The organism is Longimicrobium sp., assembly GCA_036377595.1.
Taxonomy (GTDB): domain Bacteria; phylum Gemmatimonadota; class Gemmatimonadetes; order Longimicrobiales; family Longimicrobiaceae; genus Longimicrobium.
Window position 1 is genome coordinate 165,354 of the sequence record DASUYB010000108.1, and the last position, 22,839, is coordinate 188,192.

At 69.5% G+C, this 22,839-nt stretch carries 19 protein-coding genes and 2 tRNA genes; 12 read left to right on the forward strand and 9 right to left on the reverse strand.

Annotation, left to right across the window (positions count from 1 at the left end):
* Positions 1 to 23: 23 nt before the first annotated feature.
* Together VF092_19555 and VF092_19560 are read right to left on the reverse strand one after the other, a co-directional pair.
* The gene (locus tag VF092_19555) at positions 24 to 896 is read right to left on the reverse strand and encodes a murein L,D-transpeptidase catalytic domain family protein (GenBank protein ID HEX6749502.1); all 873 of its coding nucleotides are present in this window, start codon (positions 894 to 896) and stop codon (positions 24 to 26) included.
* Between the two features lie 272 nt (positions 897 to 1,168).
* Positions 1,169 to 2,260 (reverse strand): sialidase family protein, encoded by a 1,092-nt coding sequence (locus VF092_19560; GenBank protein HEX6749503.1) that lies wholly within the window; start codon positions 2,258 to 2,260, stop codon positions 1,169 to 1,171.
* A 299-nt stretch (positions 2,261 to 2,559) separates the two neighbouring features.
* Here VF092_19560 and VF092_19565 point away from each other — a divergent pair, with 299 nt between their 5' ends.
* From VF092_19565 to VF092_19590, 6 genes are all read left to right on the forward strand, one after another.
* Positions 2,560 to 4,431, forward strand: a complete 1,872-nt coding sequence (locus VF092_19565) for a DUF4209 domain-containing protein (GenBank protein HEX6749504.1) — start codon at positions 2,560 to 2,562, stop codon at positions 4,429 to 4,431.
* A 211-nt stretch (positions 4,432 to 4,642) separates the two neighbouring features.
* Positions 4,643 to 5,563 (forward strand): 3-oxoacyl-ACP reductase family protein, encoded by a 921-nt coding sequence (locus VF092_19570; GenBank protein HEX6749505.1) that lies wholly within the window; start codon positions 4,643 to 4,645, stop codon positions 5,561 to 5,563.
* Positions 5,564 to 5,935: 372 nt separating this feature from the next.
* Entirely contained in the window at positions 5,936 to 6,592 is a 657-nt protein-coding gene (locus VF092_19575; protein ID HEX6749506.1) for a hypothetical protein, read from the forward strand.
* Between the two features lie 375 nt (positions 6,593 to 6,967).
* On the forward strand, positions 6,968 to 7,984 hold the full coding sequence (locus tag VF092_19580; GenBank protein HEX6749507.1) for an isocitrate/isopropylmalate family dehydrogenase: 1,017 nt from the start codon (positions 6,968 to 6,970) through the stop codon (positions 7,982 to 7,984).
* A gap of 11 nt (positions 7,985 to 7,995) precedes the next feature.
* Positions 7,996 to 8,319 (forward strand): hypothetical protein, encoded by a 324-nt coding sequence (locus tag VF092_19585; protein ID HEX6749508.1) that lies wholly within the window; start codon positions 7,996 to 7,998, stop codon positions 8,317 to 8,319.
* Position 8,320: 1 nt separating this feature from the next.
* The gene (locus VF092_19590) at positions 8,321 to 8,542 is read left to right on the forward strand and encodes a hypothetical protein (protein HEX6749509.1); all 222 of its coding nucleotides are present in this window, start codon (positions 8,321 to 8,323) and stop codon (positions 8,540 to 8,542) included.
* A gap of 78 nt (positions 8,543 to 8,620) precedes the next feature.
* Here VF092_19590 and VF092_19595 read toward each other — a convergent pair whose 3' ends face one another.
* Positions 8,621 to 8,812: a hypothetical protein gene (locus tag VF092_19595; GenBank protein ID HEX6749510.1), complete on the reverse strand. Its 192-nt coding sequence runs from the start codon at positions 8,810 to 8,812 to the stop codon at positions 8,621 to 8,623.
* A 308-nt stretch (positions 8,813 to 9,120) separates the two neighbouring features.
* On the opposite strand from VF092_19595, the gene VF092_19600 reads away from it, so the two are divergent.
* The 4 genes from VF092_19600 (at position 9,121) to VF092_19615 (ending at position 12,098) form a co-directional block, all read left to right on the forward strand.
* The gene (locus VF092_19600; GenBank protein HEX6749511.1) at positions 9,121 to 10,305 is read left to right on the forward strand and encodes an acyl-CoA dehydrogenase family protein; all 1,185 of its coding nucleotides are present in this window, start codon (positions 9,121 to 9,123) and stop codon (positions 10,303 to 10,305) included.
* A 174-nt stretch (positions 10,306 to 10,479) separates the two neighbouring features.
* Complete coding sequence (locus VF092_19605; protein HEX6749512.1) at positions 10,480 to 11,691, forward strand: PepSY-associated TM helix domain-containing protein; 1,212 nt, start codon at positions 10,480 to 10,482, stop codon at positions 11,689 to 11,691.
* Positions 11,692 to 11,917: 226 nt separating this feature from the next.
* A tRNA-Lys gene (locus VF092_19610) sits at positions 11,918 to 11,990 on the forward strand.
* A 34-nt stretch (positions 11,991 to 12,024) separates the two neighbouring features.
* Positions 12,025 to 12,098 (forward strand) — tRNA-Arg (locus VF092_19615).
* Between the two features lie 147 nt (positions 12,099 to 12,245).
* On the opposite strand, the gene VF092_19620 is transcribed toward VF092_19615, so the two are convergent.
* The 4 genes from VF092_19620 to VF092_19635 form a co-directional block, all read right to left on the reverse strand.
* Entirely contained in the window at positions 12,246 to 13,445 is a 1,200-nt protein-coding gene (locus VF092_19620) for a chromate transporter (GenBank protein HEX6749513.1), read from the reverse strand.
* On the reverse strand, positions 13,442 to 14,428 hold the full coding sequence (locus tag VF092_19625) for an ornithine cyclodeaminase family protein (protein ID HEX6749514.1): 987 nt from the start codon (positions 14,426 to 14,428) through the stop codon (positions 13,442 to 13,444). Before VF092_19625 ends, VF092_19620 begins: the two co-directional genes overlap by 4 nt.
* Before the next feature lie 128 nt (positions 14,429 to 14,556).
* Positions 14,557 to 15,549, reverse strand: coding sequence for a chromate resistance protein ChrB domain-containing protein (locus VF092_19630; protein ID HEX6749515.1), 993 nt, complete (start codon positions 15,547 to 15,549; stop codon positions 14,557 to 14,559).
* A 5-nt stretch (positions 15,550 to 15,554) separates the two neighbouring features.
* Positions 15,555 to 16,601, reverse strand: a complete 1,047-nt coding sequence (locus tag VF092_19635) for a YncE family protein (GenBank protein HEX6749516.1) — start codon at positions 16,599 to 16,601, stop codon at positions 15,555 to 15,557.
* An 88-nt stretch (positions 16,602 to 16,689) separates the two neighbouring features.
* Here VF092_19635 and VF092_19640 point away from each other — a divergent pair, with 88 nt between their 5' ends.
* Both VF092_19640 and VF092_19645 read left to right on the forward strand, forming a co-directional pair.
* The gene (locus VF092_19640; GenBank protein ID HEX6749517.1) at positions 16,690 to 17,064 is read left to right on the forward strand and encodes a DUF1259 domain-containing protein; all 375 of its coding nucleotides are present in this window, start codon (positions 16,690 to 16,692) and stop codon (positions 17,062 to 17,064) included.
* A 289-nt stretch (positions 17,065 to 17,353) separates the two neighbouring features.
* Positions 17,354 to 19,519 (forward strand): GMC oxidoreductase, encoded by a 2,166-nt coding sequence (locus VF092_19645; protein HEX6749518.1) that lies wholly within the window; start codon positions 17,354 to 17,356, stop codon positions 19,517 to 19,519.
* Between the two features lie 258 nt (positions 19,520 to 19,777).
* Here the strand turns inward: VF092_19645 and VF092_19650 are convergent, their stop codons facing one another.
* The gene (locus VF092_19650; GenBank protein HEX6749519.1) at positions 19,778 to 20,239 is read right to left on the reverse strand and encodes a hypothetical protein; all 462 of its coding nucleotides are present in this window, start codon (positions 20,237 to 20,239) and stop codon (positions 19,778 to 19,780) included.
* Between the two features lie 322 nt (positions 20,240 to 20,561).
* A complete protein-coding gene (locus VF092_19655; protein ID HEX6749520.1) occupies positions 20,562 to 22,772 on the reverse strand; it encodes a DUF5916 domain-containing protein in 2,211 nt (736 codons plus the stop codon).
* Between the last annotated feature and the right edge of the window lie 67 nt (positions 22,773 to 22,839).

Sequence of the window (22,839 nt, forward strand, 5' to 3'; positions counted from 1 at the left end):
CGGGCCCTCACTCCGCACTCCCCTCATCCCCGTCCCCGGTTCGCCCACGGGTCCTCGCGCTTCCACGTGGTGGCGTGCGGCGAGTAGAGGAAGACCAGTCCGCCGTTCTTGATGCGCGGGATCAGCGTGCGCGCACGGGTAGGCGACACGGCGGGGCACCCCTCGCTGCGGCCCGCGCGGTCGCCGTTCACGTACGGTGCGCCGTGCACCACCACGCCGCGCTCCCGGGCCCGCGCGTTGAAGCGGCCCGACAGCCCGCGCAGCCGCAGCCCCGTGGAAGTGTAGCGGCGCCCGCCGCTGCGGCCGCTGAAGCGGTACGTCTCCTGGGCCAGGAACAGCCCCAGCGACGTGGCCTCGCTCCCCCGGCGGTTGCTGAAGATCCGCGGCACCCCGCCGCGCGCCCGGCTCCCACGCCCGTGCGCCACGCGGAACGGCCCCTCCACGATCTTCAGCTCGCGCATGTCGAACACGTAGCCGCGCGGCGTCTCGGCGTCGAGGCCGTAGTCCACGAAGTACAGGTACGGCTTGCGCACGTTCTCGGGGTGCGCGGCCCTGTACGCGTAGTACGCGCGGAACGCCATCCGCAGTGCGTCGCGGTCGCTGGTTTCGATGCGGCTTCCCAATCGCGCCAGCGCCCGCTGCACGCGCAGCGCCTGCGGCCCCATCTCCGGCCGCGCCGCCGAGATCACCGCGCGCGACGTGCGCAGCACCGCCTCGGCGCGCGGATGCTCGGATCGGCCGCGGGTGGACGAGCGGTTTCGTCGTGGCGCGGTGTCGGCGTGGGCGTGCGGCGGCGTGGCGCGGACGGACGGCGCGGGCGTGGCGGCGGCCGCGGTCCGGCCCCCGCCGAACACCATGGCCGCGGCGACGAACGCAAGCAGTGTGGGAGCTCGCATCGCTGCTACTCTCGGCATGCTCGGACGCACGGCATGGCCGCCCGCGCCCGGTGGGCTGGATTGGTTTGGAATCTCGTTGCGCGGCCCCGGGGGGATCGGCCTGCTATGGCCGACGGGTCAAGCGCAATCCACGGCTGTGGTTGTGTGTCACCGGATTGTAGTGGCGGAAGAGCGCCGTGTCAAACACGATTTTCATTAAAAAATCGCGGCAATGCGGGGGGATGAGGATGCACTTCGGGCTCGTCTCTTCCGCGCGGCGGCCGACAGGTCATCTATCTCCTGTAGAAGCGGTAGTAGATGTCCTGCGACCCTTCCGGCCCCTGGACCCACACGCCCAGGTAGACGCCGGCCGTGGGCGTCGCCGCCACCTTGTACGAATACCCCGAGGGCGGGAGCGTGCTTTCCGTCACCCCCGACGGGTACTTGGCGGCGTTCGCGACCGGGTCCTCGAACGCGCGGGGCGTTCCGTGCCGCGTCGAGAGCCAGAGGAACGACCACTCGCCCGCGTGGCTCTCGAACAGCGCGGGGAACAGGTTGACGACGTCGCCGCTCTCGCTCGTCAGCCGCGCGGCGGGCGACCACGCGCGCCCGTCGGACGAGGTCGAGTAGAAGAGGTCCGACTTGGGGTTCAGCCAGGGGAGGATCTGCCGCGTGTCGTGCCGCACCCACACCAGCGTCACGTGGTCGCCGGTGCGGGCGGCGAAGGGGAGGTGGTCGTGCTCGGCGGCACTGTTGACCGCCACGAGCGCCACCGGCGGATCCCAGGCGGCCTGCCCCGGCCGCCGCGTGGAGAGGTAGAGCTCGTTCGCCGGGTTCGCGTCGCGCTTGTCGCTGACGAAAACGACCACGAGCGTGCCGTCCGGCGCCTGCGCCAGGGTCGGCACCCAGTCGTCCACGTCGGCCCCGGTGGTCACCGGGACCTCGGCGGCCGGGCTCCACGTCACGCCGTCGGGCGAGCTGTTGTACCAGATGTTGCCGCGGAAAAGCGCGTTCCAGCGGAACCAGACCAGGTGGAACGTCCCCTGATCGTCCTGGATGAGGCTGGGGTTGAAGTCGCCGTCGGGGCTGGTGGTGACGCGCGCCGGCGCGCTCCACGTCGTGCCGTCGCGCGTGCTCGCGACGTAGATGTCCGCGTTGCCGCCGCGGTCCGAGAACCACGCCACCACCATCCGCCCGTCGCGCGCGCGGACGACGCTCGGGTCCTCGTCCTTCGTGGGGCTGCCGGTGGAAAGGAGGCGGGGCTCGGTGGGCTGGAACTGCGCGCCGCTGTTGCCGCCGCCGCCGGGGCCGGAGGGATGGCGGCGGCACGCCGGCAGCAGGAGGAGGAGAATCGCGGCCAACCACGTCAGGCGCAGCGTTCGCATCGGTACCTCCCGGTCGCTCCATCCAGCCTAAGCAGGAGGCCGCCGGGGGTCAACCGCGCTCGGCGTGGCCTTCCGGTACACAGTCAGACACACTAGCTCGCCTTTGGGGTCGCGCACCTCCCAGTACCGGCTCTTGCGCTGCTTTTGGATCTGGAAGGTGGCGGGCGGGGTTCGTCTACGTGTCGGCCATCGTGCACCTCCGCCCGTCTTTGACCGCGGCGGCCCAGCAGGGCCAGCTTCGGCGAGCGGGTCGTCTTCCTTCTCGTTGTTAACAAATCCCGACTGCGCGAGGAAACAAGATGCCTGTGGAACAGCCAATTACGCTTTCCAAAGAAGACTTTGACCGACTGGAGTGGCAAGACGTGCCTTCTACTGATGAGGATGAGCGGGTCCTCGATTACGCGAACCCGTACTACGACCGTGCAAATGATGCGTTTACGCGCGGTGATGCGCGTTCGGAAGCTGCCTTTCGGCTACTGGCCGATCTATGTTCGTTTAAACTAGAGTTGGAGAGTTACGAAAATCCATTCCGTCCTTGGCTCTGGACCGATACCGTCCGCTCCGCGTCGCCTGATTCCATCAGCCAAGATCACGTTGAGGTACTGCGTGAACTTGCCCCTCTTGTGAGTGATGCTGCGTTGCGTGCGCGGATCGCCGACTTCGTCTGGGTTCGCGGTCGTGGGTACCCGACCGCTCAGATCGCTGTAGCTGCGTACCTTGAACTCGCCAAACCGTTAGAAGATACAGATCCGAGTTGGCCGGGACCTATTCGCTACCTGGAACGTGGATTACAAATCGCGCTTCAGCTTAGTAGAAATAGTGAACCCTATCAGACCGTCTCGACTTTCATCCTAAACTTGTTAAGAGCGCGCGTTGGTACAGAGACCGGCTTCCTATCAAAGCAGTTGCTTTCCTTGGCAGCCAAACACCGTATTGGTGATGCGTCTGAGCTGTACGACATTGCAGTGATGATTGCTTCGCGAGCCGAAACTCAAAGTGGTTGGCACAAGGCTGAACAGTACTGGCAAGTGGCAACTGAACTCGCTCGGGGAGAACAGGAAAAGCGACGAGAAGCTTTTCGCCGACTCGCGGAGTGCTACGTCGGACGGGCACACGAGGCCGCTAAACAGCCCCACATTGGGAATGTCACTGCAGCAACATACCTGGAGCATGCGATCGAAGCACTTCGTCGCGAGGGTGGTTTCTCCGAGCGAGTGGATGAACTCCATGTTGAGATGATGGAGTATCAACGGAAGATCCCTGAATCGTTGGTGCCGGTATCATCCTCGATCGACATAACAAGAGTAGTCGCTGAGGCTGAAGAAGCTGTGACGGATAAATCGCTTCAGGAAGCTCTTCTCTCGTTTGCCTTGCTTGCAGATATTCCTAAATATTCCAACCTTTTGGAAGATGCTGATGAGAGTTCAAGGCGGTATCTGTTCAAATCGTTTTTCCCATCCGTACAGTTGAACCGCGAAGGGAAAGTGATTGATCGACAGGGCCCACTTCATGTCTCTGATCCCGAGCAACGCGAAGCCGTGCTTCGCAAGGACATGCTCCAAACAGCGACGCTCCATTATCAGGTTTCTGGTCGCGCGGTGATTGACCCAGCCCGGCGACGCATCATGGAAGAGCATGGTCTCCGAATCGAGGATTTCTTCTGGATCGTGTCCAACAACCCGCTGGTTCCCCAAGGGCGAGAAATGTTATTCGCCGAAGCGTTCTACGCTGGATTTGCCGGCGACATGACGAAAGCGATCCCGCTGCTCGTCTTCCAGCTGGAGAATTCCATTCGTGAACTACTTGTTGGCGCTGGCGTGATCGTTACTGCGATTGACAACGAAGGTATCCAGTCGGAGCGTGGCCTGAATTGGCTACTCTTTCAACCCAAGCTCAAGGAGTTGCTGGGAGAGGACATAGTCTTCGCTCTTCAGGGGCTTCTCGTAGAAAAGTTCGGCTCTAATATCCGCAACGACGTTGCGCATGGGTTGATTTCATACGAAGAGTACTTCAGCTACGTTGCCTTATATCTCTGGTGGCTAAGTTTTCGACTAGTCTGTATCCCTGCCTTGAATGCAATTACTCGCGGAAAGGTGGAAGCTTCCAACGAATCCCCAGAAGCTTCAGTGGAGGTGGAGGAGACCAGAGACACAGGTCGGGAGGAAAGCTAATAGGCCACGATACGGGAACGGGTGTCCATTTGCGTTGACTTCGTCCTGCGTGCTGTGTTTGCGCCCGATCCTTACCCCCGGCCCGCAACTTGCCTTTCTCGCGGGCGACGTAAACCGCCGCCCGGCTACCGCTTGCTTGCAGCGGGCCGCGGCGGCGAGTTACAATGCAGGCCGATCCCCCAGTCCCTGACGGACCCCGACCAGGTCGCTGATGCCCTCATCCGAGCCCGGACGCGACCCCGACTCCCGACACCCTGAGGCCGCCTATCAGCCCCTCCCGCTCGAGGGGCTGCACGTGGCCGACCCCGTGCAGCAGCTCCTCGAGGAGGTGGTCGAGGAGACGGAGCCGCGCTCGCTGGCCTACGGCAGCAACATGCGCGGCCGCATCGCCATCGTCACGGGCGGGGCCACGGGGATCGGCAAGGCCATCGCGCTGGAGTTCGCGCGGCACGGGGTGCACGTGGCGTTCAACTGGTACCAGTACGACCAGCGCGGCGAGATCCGCGACGAGGCCCAGCAGACGGCGCGCGAGATCACGCACATGGAGGTGCGCGTCCACCACGCCGAGTGCGACGTGCGCGACCCGCGCGCGGTCGACCGCTTCGTGGCCGAGGCGGTGGAGCAGCTGGGCGGCGTCAACATCCTGGTGAACAACGCCGGCATCGCGCGCGACCGGGCGCTCTGGCGGCTGACCGACGAGCAGTGGCGCTCGGTGCTCGACACCAACCTGACCGGCGCCTTCCACATGATCCGCGCGGTCAGCCCCATCTTCCGCAAGCAGCACGACGGCAAGGTGGTCAACGTCAGCAGCGTGCACGGGATCCGCAGCGAGTTCGGGCTGGCCAACTACAGCGCCAGCAAGGCGGGGCTCCTCGGGCTCACGCGGTCGGCGGCGCTGGAGCTGGGCCCCAGCAACGTGAACGTGAACGCGGTGGCGCCGGGATACATCCGCACCACGCGCCTCACCAGCGGCGTGCCGGCCGAGATCCTGGACAGCGCGCGCGAGCGGGCCGTGCTGGGGCGGCTGGGCGATCCGCAGGACGTGGCCAACGTGGTGGTGTTCCTCTGCAGCGAGTACGCGCGCCACATCACCGGCGCCGTGATCCCGGTCGACGGCGGCCACCTGCTCTGATCCTGGCATCTGCTGATGAAGAGCGGGCTTTGGGCGTGTTTGGCGCTGAGACGCCAAAGCGGGCTGCGCGCGCCGTAGGCCACGATACTACTGTGGCCAACGGCGCCGGGCCGCCGCCGCGCCGGCCATCCCCGCGGACGCCGGGCGACGGAGCACGCGCGGCGCCGTCCCGGCCCTCCGGGCGCGCATCCCTCACGCGCGGGGGCGATTCGAGGGGCGGGCAGCGGGCGTCTCCGCGGCCGCGGGCGGCCCCCTCCCCCCGACCCCTTTCCCCCGCTTCGCAGGGGCGGGGGAGAACTCAGCGACGGCGCCCACACCCGAGCCACACGCCACACCCGAATGCCTGTGCCGCACCCGCACCGCCATCACCCGATGTCCGATCTCCGTCCGTCGCGCCGTCGCGTCGCCATCCGCGCGCTGATCCTCGCGCTCGCCGCGATTGCGCCCGCGTGCGGCGGCCGTGGGACGCCGCCGGGCGGCCCCGCACCCACGCCGAAGCTCGCCGAGACCGTCGGCCCGATGGACATCGCCGGGCAGCGCGTGCTGGTGCTGCCGGTGCAGACGGTCGCCGGCGTGCCGCAGACGCGCGCCGATGCCACTCGCGAGCTGCTGTTCGCGCTCGGCGAGCGCAACGCGCGGGTGCGCTGGATCGAGCCGGACCAGCTCCGCTCCGCGCTCCGCCGCTCGCCGGGATACGCGGACGACCCCGACGTCCTCCCCTCCGACGCGTTCCGCCACCATCGCGAGCGCTACGTGGTGGAGCCGCTGGGAGGCCTGCTGCGCCGCTACTCCGCGCTGATGGACGCGCGCCTGGTGATGATCCCGCAGAGCGCCACCTGGCTCCCCGCCGCGGCGGGCGACGGCAGCGGCAACGTGCGCATGGCCGCGGTGATGATCGACACCCGCACCGGCAACGTCGTCTGGTACGGCGAGGCCGACGGCCCGCAGCGCCCCACCGCCGATGCCAGCGCCCTCCCCGGCGCCGCCGCCGCGCTCGCCGGACGGATGCTGGTGGCGGCGTCGAACTGACGCCGGCGCGGGCGCTGGCGATCTCGACGGCGGGGCGCTGCGCGCGTTCCCCCCCCACCCCCGGCCCCTCCCCCACAGGTGGGGAGGGATGGGGGAGGGGAGAACAGCAACAAATCCCTCGCCCGGCTTCGGCGCGAGGGATTTTGCATTCTCTCCGCATCCGCGTATGTTGCGCCCCGCGCGAACCCACCGATGCCGAGCGGATGCGTGTCATCCGCGTGGATGCGGCCGCGGGAGTCCGCGAAGGCGGACTTCGGGCCGTTGTTGCCGCGAATTCATTCGCCCCGCAACTCCCCCTCGCGCGGTGTTTGCATCGCCCTGAACACGACCAGCACCGCCCGCGACCCGGCGGTGCGCTTCGACTAGAGAACCGGAATGGCGCAGACAGTCACCCTCATCCCCGGTGACGGGATCGGCCCCGAGATCACCGAGTCGGTGGTGCGCATCCTCGAGGCCGCGGGCGCGGAGCTCCAGTGGGACGAGCAGATCGCCGGCGAGACCGCGCTCAAGCAGGCCGGCGACCCGCTTCCCAAGGCCACCATCGACTCCATCAAGAAGCACTGCGTCGCCCTGAAAGGCCCGCTGACCACGCCCAGCGGCACCGGCTTCCGCTCCATCAACGTGGCGCTGCGCCAGGAGTTCGAGCTGTACGCCAACGTCCGCCCCGCGCGCACGCTGGTGGCCGGCGGGCGCTACGAGGACATCGACCTGGTGCTGATCCGCGAGAACACCGAGGGGCTGTACAGCGGCGTGGAGCACTACATCGGCATCGGCAGCGACCCGCGCGCCGCCGCCGAGAGCGTGATGCTGGTCACCCGCTTCGGCGTCAACCGCATCCTGCGCTACGCCTTCGAATACGCGGTGCGGATGGGGCGGAAGAAGGTGACGCTCGCGCACAAGGCCAACATCCTCAAGTACACGCAGGGCCTCTTCCTGGACATGGGCCGGGAGATCGCGAAGGAGTACGAGGGGAAGGTGGAGTTCGAGGACCGCATCATCGACGCGACGGCGATGCTGCTGGTGATGGACCCCTACCGCTTCGACGTGATCGTCTGCGAGAACATGTTCGGCGACATCCTCTCCGACCAGATCGCGGGACTCGTCGGCGGGCTGGGCCTGGCGCCCGGCGCCAACATCGGCGAGGACGCGGCCATCTTCGAGGCGGTGCACGGCTCCGCGCCCGACATCGCGGGGCAGGGGAAGGCCAATCCGGCTGCGCTGCTGATGGCGGCGCTGATGATGCTGGACCACCTGGGGCAGCGCGAGCCGGCGCAGCGCATCCGCACCGCGCTCGAGGCCGCCATCCGCGAAAAGGACAGCCTGACGCCGGACCTGAAGGGGAGCGGCACCACGCAGACCTTCACCGACGCGGTCGTGCGGCGGCTGGGGTGAAAGACGGGGCGATGAGCGACGCGGGCGAGAGCTTCGACTGCCGCAGCTGCGGCCGCACCATCACGGGCGAGACGCCCGACAGCCACGGCTGGTGCAAGGCGTGCCGCGCCGCGGTCGTGCGCCGGTCGACGATCATGGCCGTCTTCCCCGGGGTGGTGGTGCTGGCGCTCTACCTCTGGCTGCTCGACCACTTCGGTCTCTGGGACTCCACCTTCCTGATCGTGTGGATCGCGCTGGGGCTGGCGCTGGGGTACGTGGCGTTCAAGGTGGCCCGCCGCGTGTTCTTCGACGTGGTCCGCAGCCGCGGCGTCCGCGTCCGCGCCAGGCGAGGCTGAGATGGCCGCCTTCCGCACCGGACCCTGGCTGAACATCGTGGCCGCCATCCTCGGCGGCATCATGTTCGGCTTCGGCCTCGGCCGCTTCGCGAACCACCCGTCGGTCGCGCCGGGCGTGCTCGCCCTGGTCGGCCTGCTCGTGCTCTGGTACGCCGTCTCCGACCGCCGCAAGGCCCGCCGCGACACGCCGGAAAGCGAGACACACGGGCATACGGTGGAATAGCTTCCGAATCCCTGCGTACGAACGGCGCCCGGTCCACGCGACCGGGCGCCGTTGTTTCACGGATCAGGTTTCCCTGGCTCAGGGGCAAATCCGGCACGGGTTGCCCGTGCCACAGCTGCCGTTCCAGCAGGTGTACTGCTCGCAGCGCGTATTCTCGGTGAGCATTCCGTCCTCCGCGCCCTTTACCGTTCCGGCGCCGGCGGCCTCGGCCGGAAGCACCTCGAACCCGTTCACCTGGATGTCCTCGAGCTTCAGCTTGATCTTGTCCATTGACAAAACTCCTCCCGAGATGAGTTCAATCCCCACTGCGGACCGTTGTGTCGCAAAGAGGATGAGGCAAGATAGCCAAGTCAAATTTTTGCGTCAAGAAAGTGCGTTATAGGGACTAAACTGCGAATGTTTAGTCTGCCTGATCGCGGATTGTGCGCTGGCCGAGGGAGTGCGGTGGAACCCGCAGTCGGGGACGGCGCCGGACGATCCGGGCTCGCTCATCCGTTTCCTTGCCGCGACCCGCACCCTGCCTATATTCCCCCGCCTCTTTCCGGACCCTATCGACCCAAACGAAACGAGCCGCTGAGATGGCGAAGTTCCAGGGCGTTGACTACTACGAAATCGACGCGCTGCTGACCGAAGAGCAGCGCATGATCCGCGACACCGTGCGCGAGTGGGTGGACGACAACCTCCTCCCCGTCATCAACGACGCGTACATCGGCCGCTACCTGCCCAGGCAGCTGATCCCCGGGATGGCCGAGCTCGGCGTCTTCGGCGCGAACCTGCCGGAGGAGTACGGCTGCGCCGGGCTCGACAACGTGAGCTACGGCCTGATCATGCAGGAGCTGGAGCGCGGCGACAGCGGCATCCGCTCGTTCGCCAGCGTGCAGGGCGCGCTCTGCATGTACCCCATCTACGCGTTCGGCAGCGACGAGCAGAAGCGCGAATACCTCCCGCGCATGGCGGCCGGCGAGGTGATCGGCTGCTTCGGGCTGACCGAGCCGGACTTCGGCTCCAACCCCGGCGGGATGGTGACGCGGGCGCGGAAGACCGACGACGGGTGGGTGCTGAACGGCGCCAAGATGTGGATCACCAACGGCTCGACCGCCAATATCGCCATCGTCTGGGCCAAGACGGGCGAGCTCGACGACACGAAGTCGATCCGCGGCTTCATCGTCCCCACCGACACGCCGGGGTTCAGCGCCAAGGACCAGAAGGGGAAGCTCTCGCTCCTCGCCAGCGACACCAGCGAGCTGGTGCTGCAGGACGTGCGTGTCCCTGAAAGCGCGCTGCTGCCGAAGTCCGGCGGCCTCAAGAGCCCGCTGATGTGCCTGACGCAGGCGCGCTACGGCATCGCCTGGGGCGCGGTCGGCGCGGCCATGGCCTGCTACGACGAGGCGCTGGCGTACGCCAAGAACCGCGTCCAGTTCGGCGGCAAGCCCATCGCCGCCACGCAGATCCAGCAGACGCGGCTGGCGGAGATGCTGACGGAGATCACCAAGGCGCAGCTCCTCTGCTGGCGCCTGGGCAACCTGAAGGACCAGGGGACGATGCGGCCCGAGCAGGTCTCCCTCGCCAAGCGCAACAACGTCCACATGGCGTGCGAGTGCGCGCGCGAGGCGCGGCGGCTGCTGGGCGGAAACGGCATCCTGGTCGAGTACCAGGCCATGCGCCACATGGCCAACCTCGAATCCGTGTACACGTACGAGGGCACGCACGACGTCCACGGCCTGATCCTGGGCAACGACATCACCGGCATCCCCGCGTTCTAAGCGCTGCGCTTTTAACTCGAGCGCGACGGCCGGTGTCCTGAGAGGCGCGGCACGGGGTGGAGGCTGGTGCACGGCAAGTGCGTGGGATCATGGGGATCTCACGCACTTCGCGTGTCTTTGAGTCCGGTGCGAGCGATCGCGACGAGTTTCCCGACGGATGGATCGAGAGGCGTGATGCGGGGATGGTTTCGCACGGTGCTGTTCTGGTGCCACCTGGCCACGGGGATCACGGTGGGGCTGGTGGTGCTGGTGATGTCGGTGACGGGCGTGCTGCTGACCTACGAGAAGCAGATGACGCAGTCCGCCAACGCGCGAGCGTACACCGTCGCGCCGCCCTCGCCGGGGGCGCCGCGGCTGGCGCCCGACGAGCTGGTGGCGCGCGTGCGCCGGGTGGAGCAGGGCGAGCCGACGTCCGTCGTCTTCCGCGCGGGCGCCGATCGCCCGGTCGAGGTGGCGTTCGGGCGCGAGAAGACCGTGTTCGTCGACCCGTGGACCGGCGCCGTGCTGGGCCAGGGGGCGGTGAAGCTGAAGAAGTTCTTCGCGGGCGTCACCGGCTGGCACCGCTGGCTGGCCGCCGAAGGCGAGAACCGCAACCGGGCGCGCGCCATCACCGGCGCCTCGAACCTGGGGTTCCTGTTCCTGGTGCTGAGCGGGATCTTCCTCTGGTGGCCGCGCAACTGGTCGCGCCGCGCGGTGCGCAACGTCACCTGGTTCCGCGGCGGGCTGCGCGCCCGCGCGCGCGACTTCAACTGGCACAACACCATCGGCTTCTGGTCCTTCCTCCCGCTGGCCGTGATCGTCGCCTCGGCAGTGGTGATCTCCTATCCGTGGGCCAGCAACGCCGTGTACCGCGCCTTCGGCGAGGACCCGCCCGCGCGCCCCGGTGAGGGTCGCCCCGCGCCGTCCGGCGAGGGTGCTCGCGGCGGCGGCGCATCGGCTGGCGGCGACGTGCTCGCCGGCACCGGCCCGCTGCTGGCGCGCGCGCAGGCGAAGGTCGGCGGCTGGCGGACGATCACCCTGCAGGTGCCGAAGTCGGCGTCCGCGCCCGTGGTTTTCAACATCGACCGCGGTACCGGGGGCCAGCCGCAGAAGCGCGCGTCCCTCACGCTGGGCCGCGCCGGGCGCGAGGTGAAGTGGCAGCCGTTTTCCGCGGGAACGCCCGGCGCGCGGACGCGCTCGATCCTCCGCTTCGCCCACACGGGCGAGGTGCTCGGCATCGCCGGGCAGACGCTGGCGGGGCTGGTCTCGCTCGGCGCGGCGCTGATGGTGTGGACGGGCCTCTGGCTCTCGTTCCGCCGCTGGCGCTCCTGGCGCCACCGCCGCCAGCGCTTCGGCCCCCACGACGAACGCCGCCCCGCGAAGGTCCGCGCGAAAGCCGCGGCGTGAGGTATCCGGGGATAGGAAGGCTTCGGCGCGCTGTGCCGGGGTCCCCGCTTCTTATCCGATCCCCCGTCGATGGATGGAGGCGTCGGGTTGAATCAAACCCAGCATTTCGCTATATTTAGCGTCCGCGGCGGACCCAGCGCCGCGGAGCCCGGCCCGGCCGGAATGGTCCGGGACGGGTTGACAGTGACGGGCAGTTTGGATACATTTCCCGGCCTGTGCTGAAAACGCACCGGTAGCTCAATTGGCAGAGCAGGGGACTCTTAATCCCAAGGTTGAAGGTTCGATTCCTTCCCGGTGCACTCGGCGGTCTCGAGTGTGTAGATCGCTGGACATGCGCCCGTAGCTCAGCTGGATAGAGCGTCTGACTACGGATCAGAAGGTCGGGAGTTCGAATCTCTCCGGGCGCGCCTCATACGAAGCCCCGCCAGCGGTTACGCTGGCGGGGCTTCGCTTGTCCGTGCCGGGTGGACAGGCGACGCGGTCCACGTTGGCGTTCCTGCGGGTCACCCAGCGCATCGCTTCCTCCTTTCCCGGAGAGGGAAACACCCCCGGCGCTACCCGCGCACCAGCGGGTGCACGACGAGACCGACGAGCGCGGCCGCCAGCACGATCAGCGGCTCCGGAACCTTCTTCCGCCAGAGCAGGACGAGGACGATGGCCGCGATCAGGAGGGTGGGGAGATCCACCACGGAGCGGCGGCCGAGCACGACCACGGCCCCGCTGATCGCGCCGATGGCGGCGGCCGTCACCCCGTCCACGAACGCCGCGATCCCCGGCCGCTTCCCGTAGCGCTTGAAGTACGGGGCGGGCAGGATGGTGAGCAGGTAGGCGGGGAGGAAGGTGGCCAGCGCCGCGACGCACGCACCCGCGAGCCCCGCCAGCAGGTAGCCGATGAAGCCGGTGGTGATCACCACCGGCCCCGGCGTGATGAGCGCCACCGCCACGGCGTCCAGGAACTGGTGGTCGGTGAGCCACCCGCGCTCCTTCACCAGCCCGCCATAGAGGAACGGCACGATGGCAAGCCCGCTGCCGAAGACGAACGAGCCCGCGTAGAGGAAGAAGCCGAAGATCCGCCCGAGCATCCCCACATCCGCGCCCGCCACCGCGAGCGGTGCGGCGGGCAACGCCACCGCGGCCAGTCGCCGGGGCGCCCAGCGGCGGGGCGGCGCCTTCGCCAGCCACACGACGACGCCGGCCGCCAGGAAGAGCCAGACGATCTCCGACTCCGTGACGATCGTTACCGCGGCGGAGACGAGGTACACCGCCCAGCGGAGCCGGTCCGCGCCGATGGAGCTGCGGGTGAGCCTGCAGGCGCTGTGGGCGATGATCCCGATCACCGCCGCGCCTACCGCGTAGAAGACGGCCTGCACCCAGGCGAGCCCGCCGTACGCCACGTACGCCCACCCCAGCGCCACCACCATCAGGAACGACGGGAGGACGAAGGCAAGGCTCACGAGCGTGGCGCCCTGCACCCCGTAGTGCACGAATCCGAGGTAGGTGGCGAGCTGCGCCGCGAGCGGCCCGGGCGCGAGCTGGGAGAGCGCGAGCCCGTCCCGGTACTCGTCGGCGGGGATCCACCGGCGCTGCTCCACCAGGTCGCGCCGCATGTACTCGATCAGCGCCACCGGCCCCCCGAACCCGATGGTGCCCAGCCGCAGGAAATACCTCACCAGCTCCCACAGCGAGTAAGGCACCGGTTCGGCGCTCCCGGCACCGGCCTCCGTCGGCGTCTCGTCCGCCTCGGCCACGCTCATCGGCCGAATGCCATGGATCGCGCCGAACCGCCGGCGGCAGCTCCCTCGTAGACCACGGCCGCCGCCGCGGCGTCCTGCAGCGCGATGCCGGTGGAGTCGAACACGGTGATCTCGTCGTCGCCGATCCGCCCCGGCCGCAGCCTCGCCACCACCTCTCCCAGGTCGGCGTGGACATCCGCGAGGGTGAGCGCTCCCGCCCGCAGCGCGTGGTGCAGGTCACCCATGCGAGCGCACTGGTCGCGCAGGTCCGTGACCACGCGCGCCCGGGCCAGGAGCGCCGGGTGCAGCTCCCGCTTGGCCTCGCTGTCCACCCCTACGCCGGCCACGAACGTGCCCGGACCCACGTCGTCCGGCCCCAGCACGAACTCGCGCGACGTGGTGCAGGTGACGACCACGTCGGCCCCCCGCGCGGCCGAGGCCACGTCCGGCCGGGCCACCACCTCGATCTCCAGCTCGGCCGCCATCTCCCGGCAGAACGCCCGGGCGCGTTCCGGGTCGAGGTCGAACGCCGCCACCTGGCGAAGCGGCAGCACGGCGGCCAGCGCGCGCAGCTGGTGGCGGCTCTGCATTCCGCACCCGATCACCGCGGCCACCGTGGCGCCGGCCCGGGCCAGGACGCGCGCGGCGACCGCGGTGGCGGCGGCCGTGCGGAGCGCCGTCAGCTCCATGGTGTCGATCACGGCGAGCACGCGGCCGTCGCAGCCGTCGCAGAGCATCACCACCCCCTGGATGGTGGGCAGTCCCCGCCCGGCGTTCACGGGGAAGTTGCCGTTGATCTTCCCCGCGAAGTACACCCGGCCGCTCCACGCCAGCAGCCCCGCCTTGCCGTGAAAGGAGCCGCCTTCGGCGTGAACCGCCAGCGTGGCCGGCGGCTGCGCCTTTCCTTCGCCCAGCAGGCGGAAGGCGGCCTCCACGGCGTCGATGCAGCGGGGCACCGGCAGCAGCCGGACCACGTCGGAGCGGGTGAGCAGGAGGGTCTCCATGATCGCCAGCCTTCCGGGATTGCGGTGAACGACCGGGGTGAGCGATGGCGGCAGCGCGCCGGCCTCAGCCACTCGCCGCGATTCCGCCGGGGCGAACGGGTACGGCCGGGTGCGGCGCGAAGGCCGGTTCACTCCCCGGTGGGAGGAGGGGTGAAGGACGCGTACAGGGTGTCGAAGAGCGCGGCGCCGGCCTGGAGCCGCCGCTCGTCGTCCGGTTCCGACCGGGCGATCCCGGCCAGCAGGAGCTCGACGCCGGCGGTTTCGGGGCGGCCGAACTTGCCGTCCTTCAGGTCGATGTCGTGCACCACGGCGGCGACCGCGGCGAGCGCCGCGTCGTCCTCCAGCCCGAGCCGGTCGAGGAGCACCTCGAAGGTGCAGCGGTCGCCCTCGTGCGTGAACTCGCCCTCGTACATGTCGAAGCGGATCTCCCCCGGCGCGGGGCGGTGGCGCGCCTCGGCGACGAAGCGGAACGTGGCCGCGGGGTCCACGAAGCGGCGGATCAGCCACGCGCTCGCGATGCGGTCGACGAACACGCCCGCGCGCGTGACCCAGGTGCGGCCGCGCAGCTCCGCGCGAGCCACCGATATGCCCTCGGCCGGAGACTCGGCGCGCCGCAGCCGCGACTCCAGCGCCGCGAAGGCGGCCTCCGCGTCGCGCCGGGCGGACGCGCCGTGGTAGTCGATGGCGGCCGTCTCCTCGAAGCGCTTCCGCAGCTTCGCCAGCCCCGCGGAAATGGACCTGGCGCCCTCCGCGTCCGCCTCGACGGTGCGGGCGAGCCCGCCCGCTTCCCGCGCCAGCTCGGCGTAGTCCTCGTCCCGCGCCGCGCGGAACAGGGCCTGGACCTGCGCGTCGGTCAGCCCGGCGGCGAGGCGGACCTCGGCAACGACCGCATCTCCCCCCTCGTCCACGATCTCGCGCAGCAGCCACGCGAAATCCTCGCGCGCCTGCTCACTGTTCGGGAGCACGTAGACCGAGTTCTTCACCGGCACCGCGCCCAGGCGCTGCAAGCGGCGCCAGACCTTCACGCGCAGGTATGCCGGCTTGGGCGGGATCTGGTGGATCAGGAAGAGCCACGGGGCGCGCTCCCCTTCCTCGCGGCGTTCCGAAGTCGATGTCTGCACGCTGGTCACGGCTCCATGATCCGCAGCACGGGGCGGCCGTTCAGGTTCTGGAGGGGGAGGTAGACGAGGTGCGTGGCCGGGTCGACGGCGACCGTGTGCGCGTGCGGCATCCGGATGTCGCCCTCGTGGACGAGGTCCCGCCCCCGCGCGCGGAAGACGGAGACGGTGCCGGATTCCGAGGCGACGTAGAGCCGGCCGAGCCCGGAGTCGAAGGCGAGGACGTCCGGGTCGTCTCCCACCGGGTGCGTCGAGATCACCCGCATCGTCTGCAGATCGACGACGAGCAGCGTGGCGTCGCCCTCGTTCGCCACGAACATCAGCCGCCGCCGGGGATCGATGGAGAGCCCGTGCGGATGCCGTGCACCGTCGAGCGGATACCTGCCCACGATGCTGTCCGCGCGGGGATCGAGCGCGACCACCTCGTCGCGCGTCTGCACGGCCACCCAGACGCAGCCCCCGCCTGGATCGTAGACCGTGTTCCCGGCCTCGCCGCCGAGTGCCACCGTCGCCACCACGCGGTCCGTCCGCCCGTCGACGACCAGCTCTCGCCCGGCGGAGGATTCGTCGGAGACGTAGATGCGCCGCACCGCGGGCGCGTAGGCGATCCCGTCCGGATAGCCGATCGGCCCCGGTCGTGCCCGCACCTGCAGCGTCCCCGCGTCGAGCACCGCCACCTGCCGTCCTCCCGTGACCGCAGCGTACACCTTGCCGAGCTCCGGGACGGCCCACACGCCGTGGACGGACGCGAACCCGGGCAGGTCGGCGATCACCCGGCGCGCCCGCGTGTCGAAGACCAGCAGGGTGCCGGCGTTCATGTGCGCCACGTAGAGGCGCCCGGCCGCCGTGTCCACGGCCTGGTAGTCGAAGCGCACCGCCGGTCCCGGAAGCGCCACGTCGGCCACCGTCCGGAGCGGCGGCCCCTGCTTCCGTGACGCGGTGTCGGCCGGCAGCGTGCCCGTCTCCGATACGACGGCGCCCGCGCCGCAGTCCGGCGGCGGCGCGGGATCCGAGCCTCGGACGGAGCCGCAGCCGACGCCGGCCAGGAGCACCATCGTTCCAGCTCGCGTGAGGGCCCGCCAGCGATCGAGGAGTGGCATGATCCTCTCCGGAGGACGTCGCCGTCGCGCGCGCACCTGGCGAATGGGCAGTATCGTGATCTGGCATGCTGTTTCACGCGCTGTAACAACTGTATCACCAAGCGTTCGCCGGATCAAGGAAATCGTTCCGAGGGCCGGACTCCGGGATCGAGGAGGGGATCGGGATGGGAGACAGGATCGCGCTCTCATCTACTTCCAGCCGACCGGCGGCGGCCGCGCCGCGATCATGGGCGACTTCGTGATGACCGCCGCCGAGGTGAACCCCGTCATCCGCGCGCTGCGCGACAAGGGGATCGAGGTCACGGCGCTGGACTCCCACCTGCTGGGCGAGCAGCCGCGCCTCGTCTTCATGCACTTCTGGGCGAACGACGACGCGGTGAACCTGGCCCGCGGCTGCGCGCCGCACTCGCGCGGATGAGCGTGCGGTAGGCGTCCGCCGCTCCATCGCTTTCATGGGGCGGGAGCGGGGCAGGTCCGATGTGGAACAGGTGTCCCTACGGGGGCCGTCGTGGCGATGGGCGGCGCGTGTACTTCACGTGCAAGTGCCTGTCGCCACAGCTTTTGCAGCGTTTGCGGGCGTGGCGGCGCCACGGCGTGAGCCATGCAGAGGTGTTGTCCGGTCCGGCAGCACCGGTGCGGCGGTGAAGGGCGCACCCGGCAGATCATGCGCAGTTCCCTCAGTTGTTTCCCCCTCCCGAGAGGTCCCCATGACCACCTACCTGGACCGGTACGACGTGGCGGTGATCGGCACCGGCTTCGGCGGCACCATGACGGCGCTGACCGTGGCCGACACCTTCAAGTGCCGCGGCAAGGGCGAGTCGATCCTGATGCTGGAGCGCGGCACCTGGTGGAGCACGCCGGTCGGCACCGTGCAGGATCCCGAGGTGAAGACGCCGCAGTTCCTGCGGGACAACGGCCAGCCGGTGCAGTACTGGTCGTCGGTGGACCACTTCCGCGGCGCCGTCGACCTCCTGCTGCGCTGCTTCCGCCGCAAGGGGAACGAGGACGGGGTGTTCGAGCTGACGCGCTTCGGGACCAACGGCTTCCTGGGCTTCGGGGGAAGGAGCGACGGTGTCTCCATCCTGCGCGCCTGCGGCGTGGGCGGCGGGTCGCTGGTGTACGCGAACGTCACCATCCGCCCGCCGGAGCTCATCTTCGACGACCCGCGCTGGCCGGCGTGGTCGAAGCCCGAGCGGGACTGGTACTTCGAGCTGGCCCGCGACTCCATCGGCCACGGCGTGCTGTGGGCACGGTCCAAGCGGAAGGGCGCCTCGCCCGACGACCTGAAGAAGGTCAACGTCAACCCGGGCCTCAGCAACATCGCCACACGCACCATCCTGCTCGATCCGCACTTCGAGATCGTGCAGAACCCCGACGAGCCGGCCCATCCCGTCCGCCGCGTCGACGCGCACGGACCCGCGCCCGACCCGCAGCACCAGAACTGGATCGACCGGGCGCGCGTGTTCCAGAACGCGATGGCCGGGATCACCGGCGACTACGGCACCGTCGACTCGTCGATCAGCAACATCGAGTCGCACCCGATGCAGCCGGAGCCCGCGCCGGTGAACTTCTGCGAGCGCCAGGGCCGCTGCATCGTGGGGTGCCTGCCGGGCGCGCGCTTCACCTTGAACAAGCAGCTCATGCGCGCCTCGCTGGGCGGCACGCCCAAGCCCGACGGCACGCCGGTGAAGCCGTTCTACGACCGGCTTCACGTCCGCGCGCTCGCCGAGGTGGACGTGATCGAGGAGCTGGCCACGGGCGGCTACCGGATCCACTACGTCGTCCGCGACGCCGAGAAGCCCACCCGGGTGACGCGCCTGATGGTCGAGGCGAAGCGCGTGGTGGTGGCGGCCGGGTGCGTGGGAACGAACGAGATCATGCTGCGCAGCCGCGACCGCGGCACGCTGAAGAACCTCAGCCCGCGGCTGGGCTACGGCTTCTCGACGAACGGCGACTACCTCGGGTTCGTCGAGGACACCGAGAAGCACGTGAACCTCACCCGCGGCCCGATCACCACCTCGTTCGGGCACTTCAACACCCCGCAGTCGGCGATCACCGGCGGCCCCGCGCCGAACCCGGCGCAGTTCCACACCATCGAGGACAACGGCATCCCGCGGCCGTTCGCCACGCTGGTGGGGGCCGGCATCCCCCTGCTGCGCTCGCTCGCGAACGGGCGGCGTCCGTGGTACCTGGTGCTGAAGGCTGCACTCTTCTACGGGGTGAAGTACGTCGCGCGGATGTGGCGCGGGATCTGGACCGATCACACGCGCCGCAGCGAGTTCTTCGAGTCCGAGGACGAGCGGCTGAGCCGGATGATGTGCGTGGCGGGAATCGGGCGCGACGAGGCCCGGGGCGAGTTCCGGCTGGGCGGGCGGGGCCAGTCCACGCTGCGGGTGCGGCGCGACGACGGGAAGCCCTTCCACGAAGACCCGATCTACCGGTCCATGAAGGCGTCGCTGGACCGCTTCGCCGAGGTGCTCACCGGGAAGAAGGGGAGCACCTTCCTGAGCCCGTTCCTGAACGACGCCGCCGACGCGCTCAAGGCCAAGTCGGTCTCGCTGAGCCACCCGCTGGGCGGATGCCGGATCGCGCAGGGCGCCGCGGAGGGCGTCGTGGACGAGTACGGCCGCGTGTTCGACACCTCGAAGTCGGGGCCGAACGCCGTCCACGCCGGGCTCTACATCGCCGACGGCGCGATCGTGCCCACGTCGCTGGGCGTCAATCCATCGCTCACCATCGCGGCGCTGGCTCTCCGCTGCGCGGACCGGATCGTCGAAGAGCTCGACCCCGCCGGTGATCCGTCCGCATGCCGGCAGGTGGGCCCGATCTTCAGCGTGGTGGGCGAGGAGGTGCCGGTGCTTCCGGGCGCGTGAATCCAGCAGCCCTCTCGAGGAGAGCGGCACGGATCGACACAGGCCGGGCCCCGCGGCTTCGATGCCGCGGGGCCCTGATATCGAATCTGCGGATTGATTGTGCAATCAGACCAACAGAATGGCTCACACGGAGGGAACGGAGGAAACGGAGGATGATGAGAAAACCCTCCGTTTCCTCCGTTCCCTCCGTGTGAGACTATTCTCGTCAGATCCAATCGAATGCACGGCCATTCGTTCAATCCGGTATGACGGCCGGGCTCACCCGACGTGGTCGGCGTGCTTCCGGCCGCGAGCGGCTCGCCACGTCGCGGCCACGAGCCAGACCAGGAACGCCAGGTTCAGCACCAGCGCCGGGAGGGCGGCGCCGCGTGCGGTGCGGACCGGCAGGAGGATCAGGCAGTACGCGCTGACGAGCGCCGCGGCGAGCGCGCTCGCGCGGAGCGCCCACCCCTGGCCGCGTGCGATTCCGTGGCTCGCGACCAGGTGGGTGAGCCCGGAGCCGAGCAGGATGACGCCGTTCGTGACCAGCGCGGCGAAACGGAAATCGTACGGCTTGCCCTGCCGCACCTTCGCGCCGATCACGGCCAGGAGATGCCCGCCGCCGCCGTAGACCATCAGCAGGCCGAGCACCAGGGCCGCAACCGCCAGCACTCGCCAGCCGACGCTCTTCCGCGACACGGGGACCGGCTGGACCTGCGGGGTGTCGATCGTTCGTTGCATGGCTCGCCTCGCTGGTTCAGGCATCCCGCCGGCGCCCGGCTCACCGGCTCATGCCGGCTGCCGCAATTGATTGTGCATTCCGATCGGATGTCATTCCGAGCGGCGCCGCTGCTCCGAATCTTCAATCGCGCTGATGCCGGGCGGCGTCCGAGGAATCTGTGGCATGCGTCCGAGCGACAGGCGGCCTGTGGCTCGGGAGCCGGCTACAGATTCCTCAGGCGCCACGGCTCCGGCATGGAAGACAGGGCGGCGCAGCGCCTTCGGAATGACATGCCTATGCCGATTCCTTCCTCCAATGCACAGTTGATCCGGCAATTCGGTATCAGTAGCGGAGCGTGTAAGCGACCTTGAGAAGGAGCTGGGCGGACTGGCGCTCCCACCGCCGGATGCCGGTGTCCGGCTCCTCGACGTCGCGCAGGTTGTGGTTGTAGACGACGAAGAGGTCCCCGAGCGGGCTGAAGCTCCAGCGCAGCCGGGTGTTGGCGCCCAGCGAGCGGCTCTCGGAATCGTACTGTACGAAGCCGTTCACCTGCAGGTCCGGACTGACGTTCAGCCGCAGGCGCGTTCCCACCAGGTCGGCGGTGAAGCGGCCGCCCGGTAGCCGGCCGATGTTCCGCTCCCCCTCCAGCTCCACGGTGACCAGCGGCGACGGGTGCCACGCCGCCTCCAGCTCGAGCTGGTGCAGCCGGCCGCCGTAGAATCCCCCGAACCACCAGGTCGCCTGCCCGGAGAGCCGCCGCTTGGCCGCCGTGCCCGCCTCCAGCCGGTAGCGCGTCCAGCGGTACGTGCCGGCGGGGACCACCACGCCGTCCGCCACCTCGAACGGCTCGTCCAGCCGCTCGCCCACGGGCACCCAGTTGGCTTCGAAGCGGTCGCCGCTCTCCAGCCGCCAGTTCACCGGCGCCGTGAACACCTCGTAGCTCTGCCAGCGTCCGGACAGGTCCGTCACGTAGAGCGTCTCGAGCTCGTAGAACATCTGCCGCACCCACCCCCAGTCGGGGCGCGGGCTGTACTCCAGGCTGAACGAGGCGATGTTCACGCCGGGCCGGGGGACGAAGCCCAGCGAGGGCTGGAAGCCGTCGCCGACGCGCTTGAAGGTGAGCGCCACGTCCCACAGGTCGTTCGGGTAGTCGACCTTGATCCCCGCCGCGGTTCGGTCACCCGCGAGCCCCTCGCGGCCCATCGCCAATCCCCAGATCCCCACCAGAAAGTTCTTGTCGCCGCGGAAGCGCGAGGTCTGGTAGGTGAAGTCGCCGCCCGCCAGCCAGCTGCCGGCGCGCCCCTGCGGGTCGCCGAAGGTGGCGATCACGCCGGCCGACGACTCGCGCAGCAGGTTCTGCCGCACGCGCACCACGCCCATGGTGGCGTCCGGCACCAGCGTTCCGCGCGTCGAGTCCGGCAGCAGCCCGCGCACCGCGCCGGTGCGGACCGCCAGCGCGCCCAGGCTGGTGCCTCCCTCGCGGCCGTTCAGCTTGACGCCCGCGCGGAGCGGCACCTCGCGCCCTTCGAACAGCCCGATGCGGCGGCTGAAGAAGGGGATCACGTCCGTGCCCATCCCCAGCCCGAACTCGAAGACGTCGGCGCCCTCCAGGAAGAAGGTGCGCTTCTCGGGGAAGAAGAGGGGGAAGCGCGTCAGGTTGGTGCGCCGGGTGTCGACCTCCGTCTCCGCGAAGTCGGTGTTGACGGTGAGCGAGGCGAGGAGATTGGTGCCCAGCCGCTGGGTCGCGTCCAGGCTCGGCTCCGCGCGGCTCCGCAGCCGCGCGCCGGGACCGGCCTCGCCCGCGCCGGCGGTGAGCGAAGGGCGGACGCCGAGGCCGAGCCCCAGCGAGAACGTCGGCAGCCCGGTCAGCAGCCCCGCGCGGCTGGTCTGCGTCACCTCGTAGTCGCGCGCGGGGCTGGCCCAGCGGTCGGTCTCCTGCAGCGCCTGGACGCGCCGCTGCACGTTGAAGCCCCAGGCGTCGAGTCCCCGGCCGAAGATGAGGGTCTTCACGGGGATGCGGATCTCGGCCGACCATCCGGACGAGGTGCGCGCGGTGGCCGCCTCCCACACGCCGTCCCAGTCGGCGTTCTCGTCCTCGCCGCCGCCGGAGACCAGCGCGTCGTAGCGCGCCCCGTCGGGATTCACGGCGAAGACGTACCCCGACCGACCGTCGAGAAAGGTGTCCAGCACCAGCCGGACGTGGTCCTCGCTGGAGAAGGACGCGTCGCGCTGCCGGGCGAAGCTCACCAGGCCGGCCGGGTCGGCGTACCGCGCGTTGATTCCGAAAACGAGGGCGTCGGCGTCCGCCAGCACGCGGACCACGGTGCGCCCGGCGGGAACACCGCCCTCGCGCGGCTCGAGCTCGGTGAGGGCGGGGATGGAGTCGGCTTCACGCCACGCGGTCTCGTCCAGCCTCCCGTCGAGCGCGAGCCCGGCGGGGAGCGCGCCGGCGCGGAGCGAGGGACGGGCCGGCGCGGCGGTCTGCGCGGCCAGGGTGGTGGAGATGAGGAGCCCGGCGGCGGCCAGGCGCATGGAGACGAAGCGAGGAACCACGGGATCCTCTTCCGGCACGCGGTGAGCCGGGAGCGCATGCCTGCCGCGCCCGGGCCGACCTGGGGTG

Excerpts from the sequence above, each read along its gene's own strand:
- VF092_19555 (HEX6749502.1), bottom strand. The coding sequence starts at position 896 with ATGCGAGCTCCCACACTGCTTGCGTTCGTCGCCGCGGCCATGGTGTTC.
- VF092_19560 (HEX6749503.1), bottom strand. The coding sequence starts at position 2,260 with ATGCGAACGCTGCGCCTGACGTGGTTGGCCGCGATTCTCCTCCTCCTG.
- VF092_19565 (HEX6749504.1), top strand. The coding sequence starts at position 2,560 with ATGCCTGTGGAACAGCCAATTACGCTTTCCAAAGAAGACTTTGACCGA.
- VF092_19570 (HEX6749505.1), top strand. The coding sequence starts at position 4,643 with ATGCCCTCATCCGAGCCCGGACGCGACCCCGACTCCCGACACCCTGAG.
- VF092_19575 (HEX6749506.1), top strand. The coding sequence starts at position 5,936 with ATGTCCGATCTCCGTCCGTCGCGCCGTCGCGTCGCCATCCGCGCGCTG.
- VF092_19580 (HEX6749507.1), top strand. The coding sequence starts at position 6,968 with ATGGCGCAGACAGTCACCCTCATCCCCGGTGACGGGATCGGCCCCGAG.
- VF092_19585 (HEX6749508.1), top strand. The coding sequence starts at position 7,996 with ATGAGCGACGCGGGCGAGAGCTTCGACTGCCGCAGCTGCGGCCGCACC.
- VF092_19590 (HEX6749509.1), top strand. The coding sequence starts at position 8,321 with ATGGCCGCCTTCCGCACCGGACCCTGGCTGAACATCGTGGCCGCCATC.
- VF092_19595 (HEX6749510.1), bottom strand. The coding sequence starts at position 8,812 with ATGGACAAGATCAAGCTGAAGCTCGAGGACATCCAGGTGAACGGGTTC.
- VF092_19600 (HEX6749511.1), top strand. The coding sequence starts at position 9,121 with ATGGCGAAGTTCCAGGGCGTTGACTACTACGAAATCGACGCGCTGCTG.
- VF092_19605 (HEX6749512.1), top strand. The coding sequence starts at position 10,480 with ATGCGGGGATGGTTTCGCACGGTGCTGTTCTGGTGCCACCTGGCCACG.
- VF092_19620 (HEX6749513.1), bottom strand. The coding sequence starts at position 13,445 with ATGAGCGTGGCCGAGGCGGACGAGACGCCGACGGAGGCCGGTGCCGGG.
- VF092_19625 (HEX6749514.1), bottom strand. The coding sequence starts at position 14,428 with ATGGAGACCCTCCTGCTCACCCGCTCCGACGTGGTCCGGCTGCTGCCG.
- VF092_19635 (HEX6749516.1), bottom strand. The coding sequence starts at position 16,601 with ATGGTGCTCCTGGCCGGCGTCGGCTGCGGCTCCGTCCGAGGCTCGGAT.
- VF092_19640 (HEX6749517.1), top strand. The coding sequence starts at position 16,690 with ATGGGCAGTATCGTGATCTGGCATGCTGTTTCACGCGCTGTAACAACT.
- VF092_19645 (HEX6749518.1), top strand. The coding sequence starts at position 17,354 with ATGACCACCTACCTGGACCGGTACGACGTGGCGGTGATCGGCACCGGC.
- VF092_19650 (HEX6749519.1), bottom strand. The coding sequence starts at position 20,239 with ATGCAACGAACGATCGACACCCCGCAGGTCCAGCCGGTCCCCGTGTCG.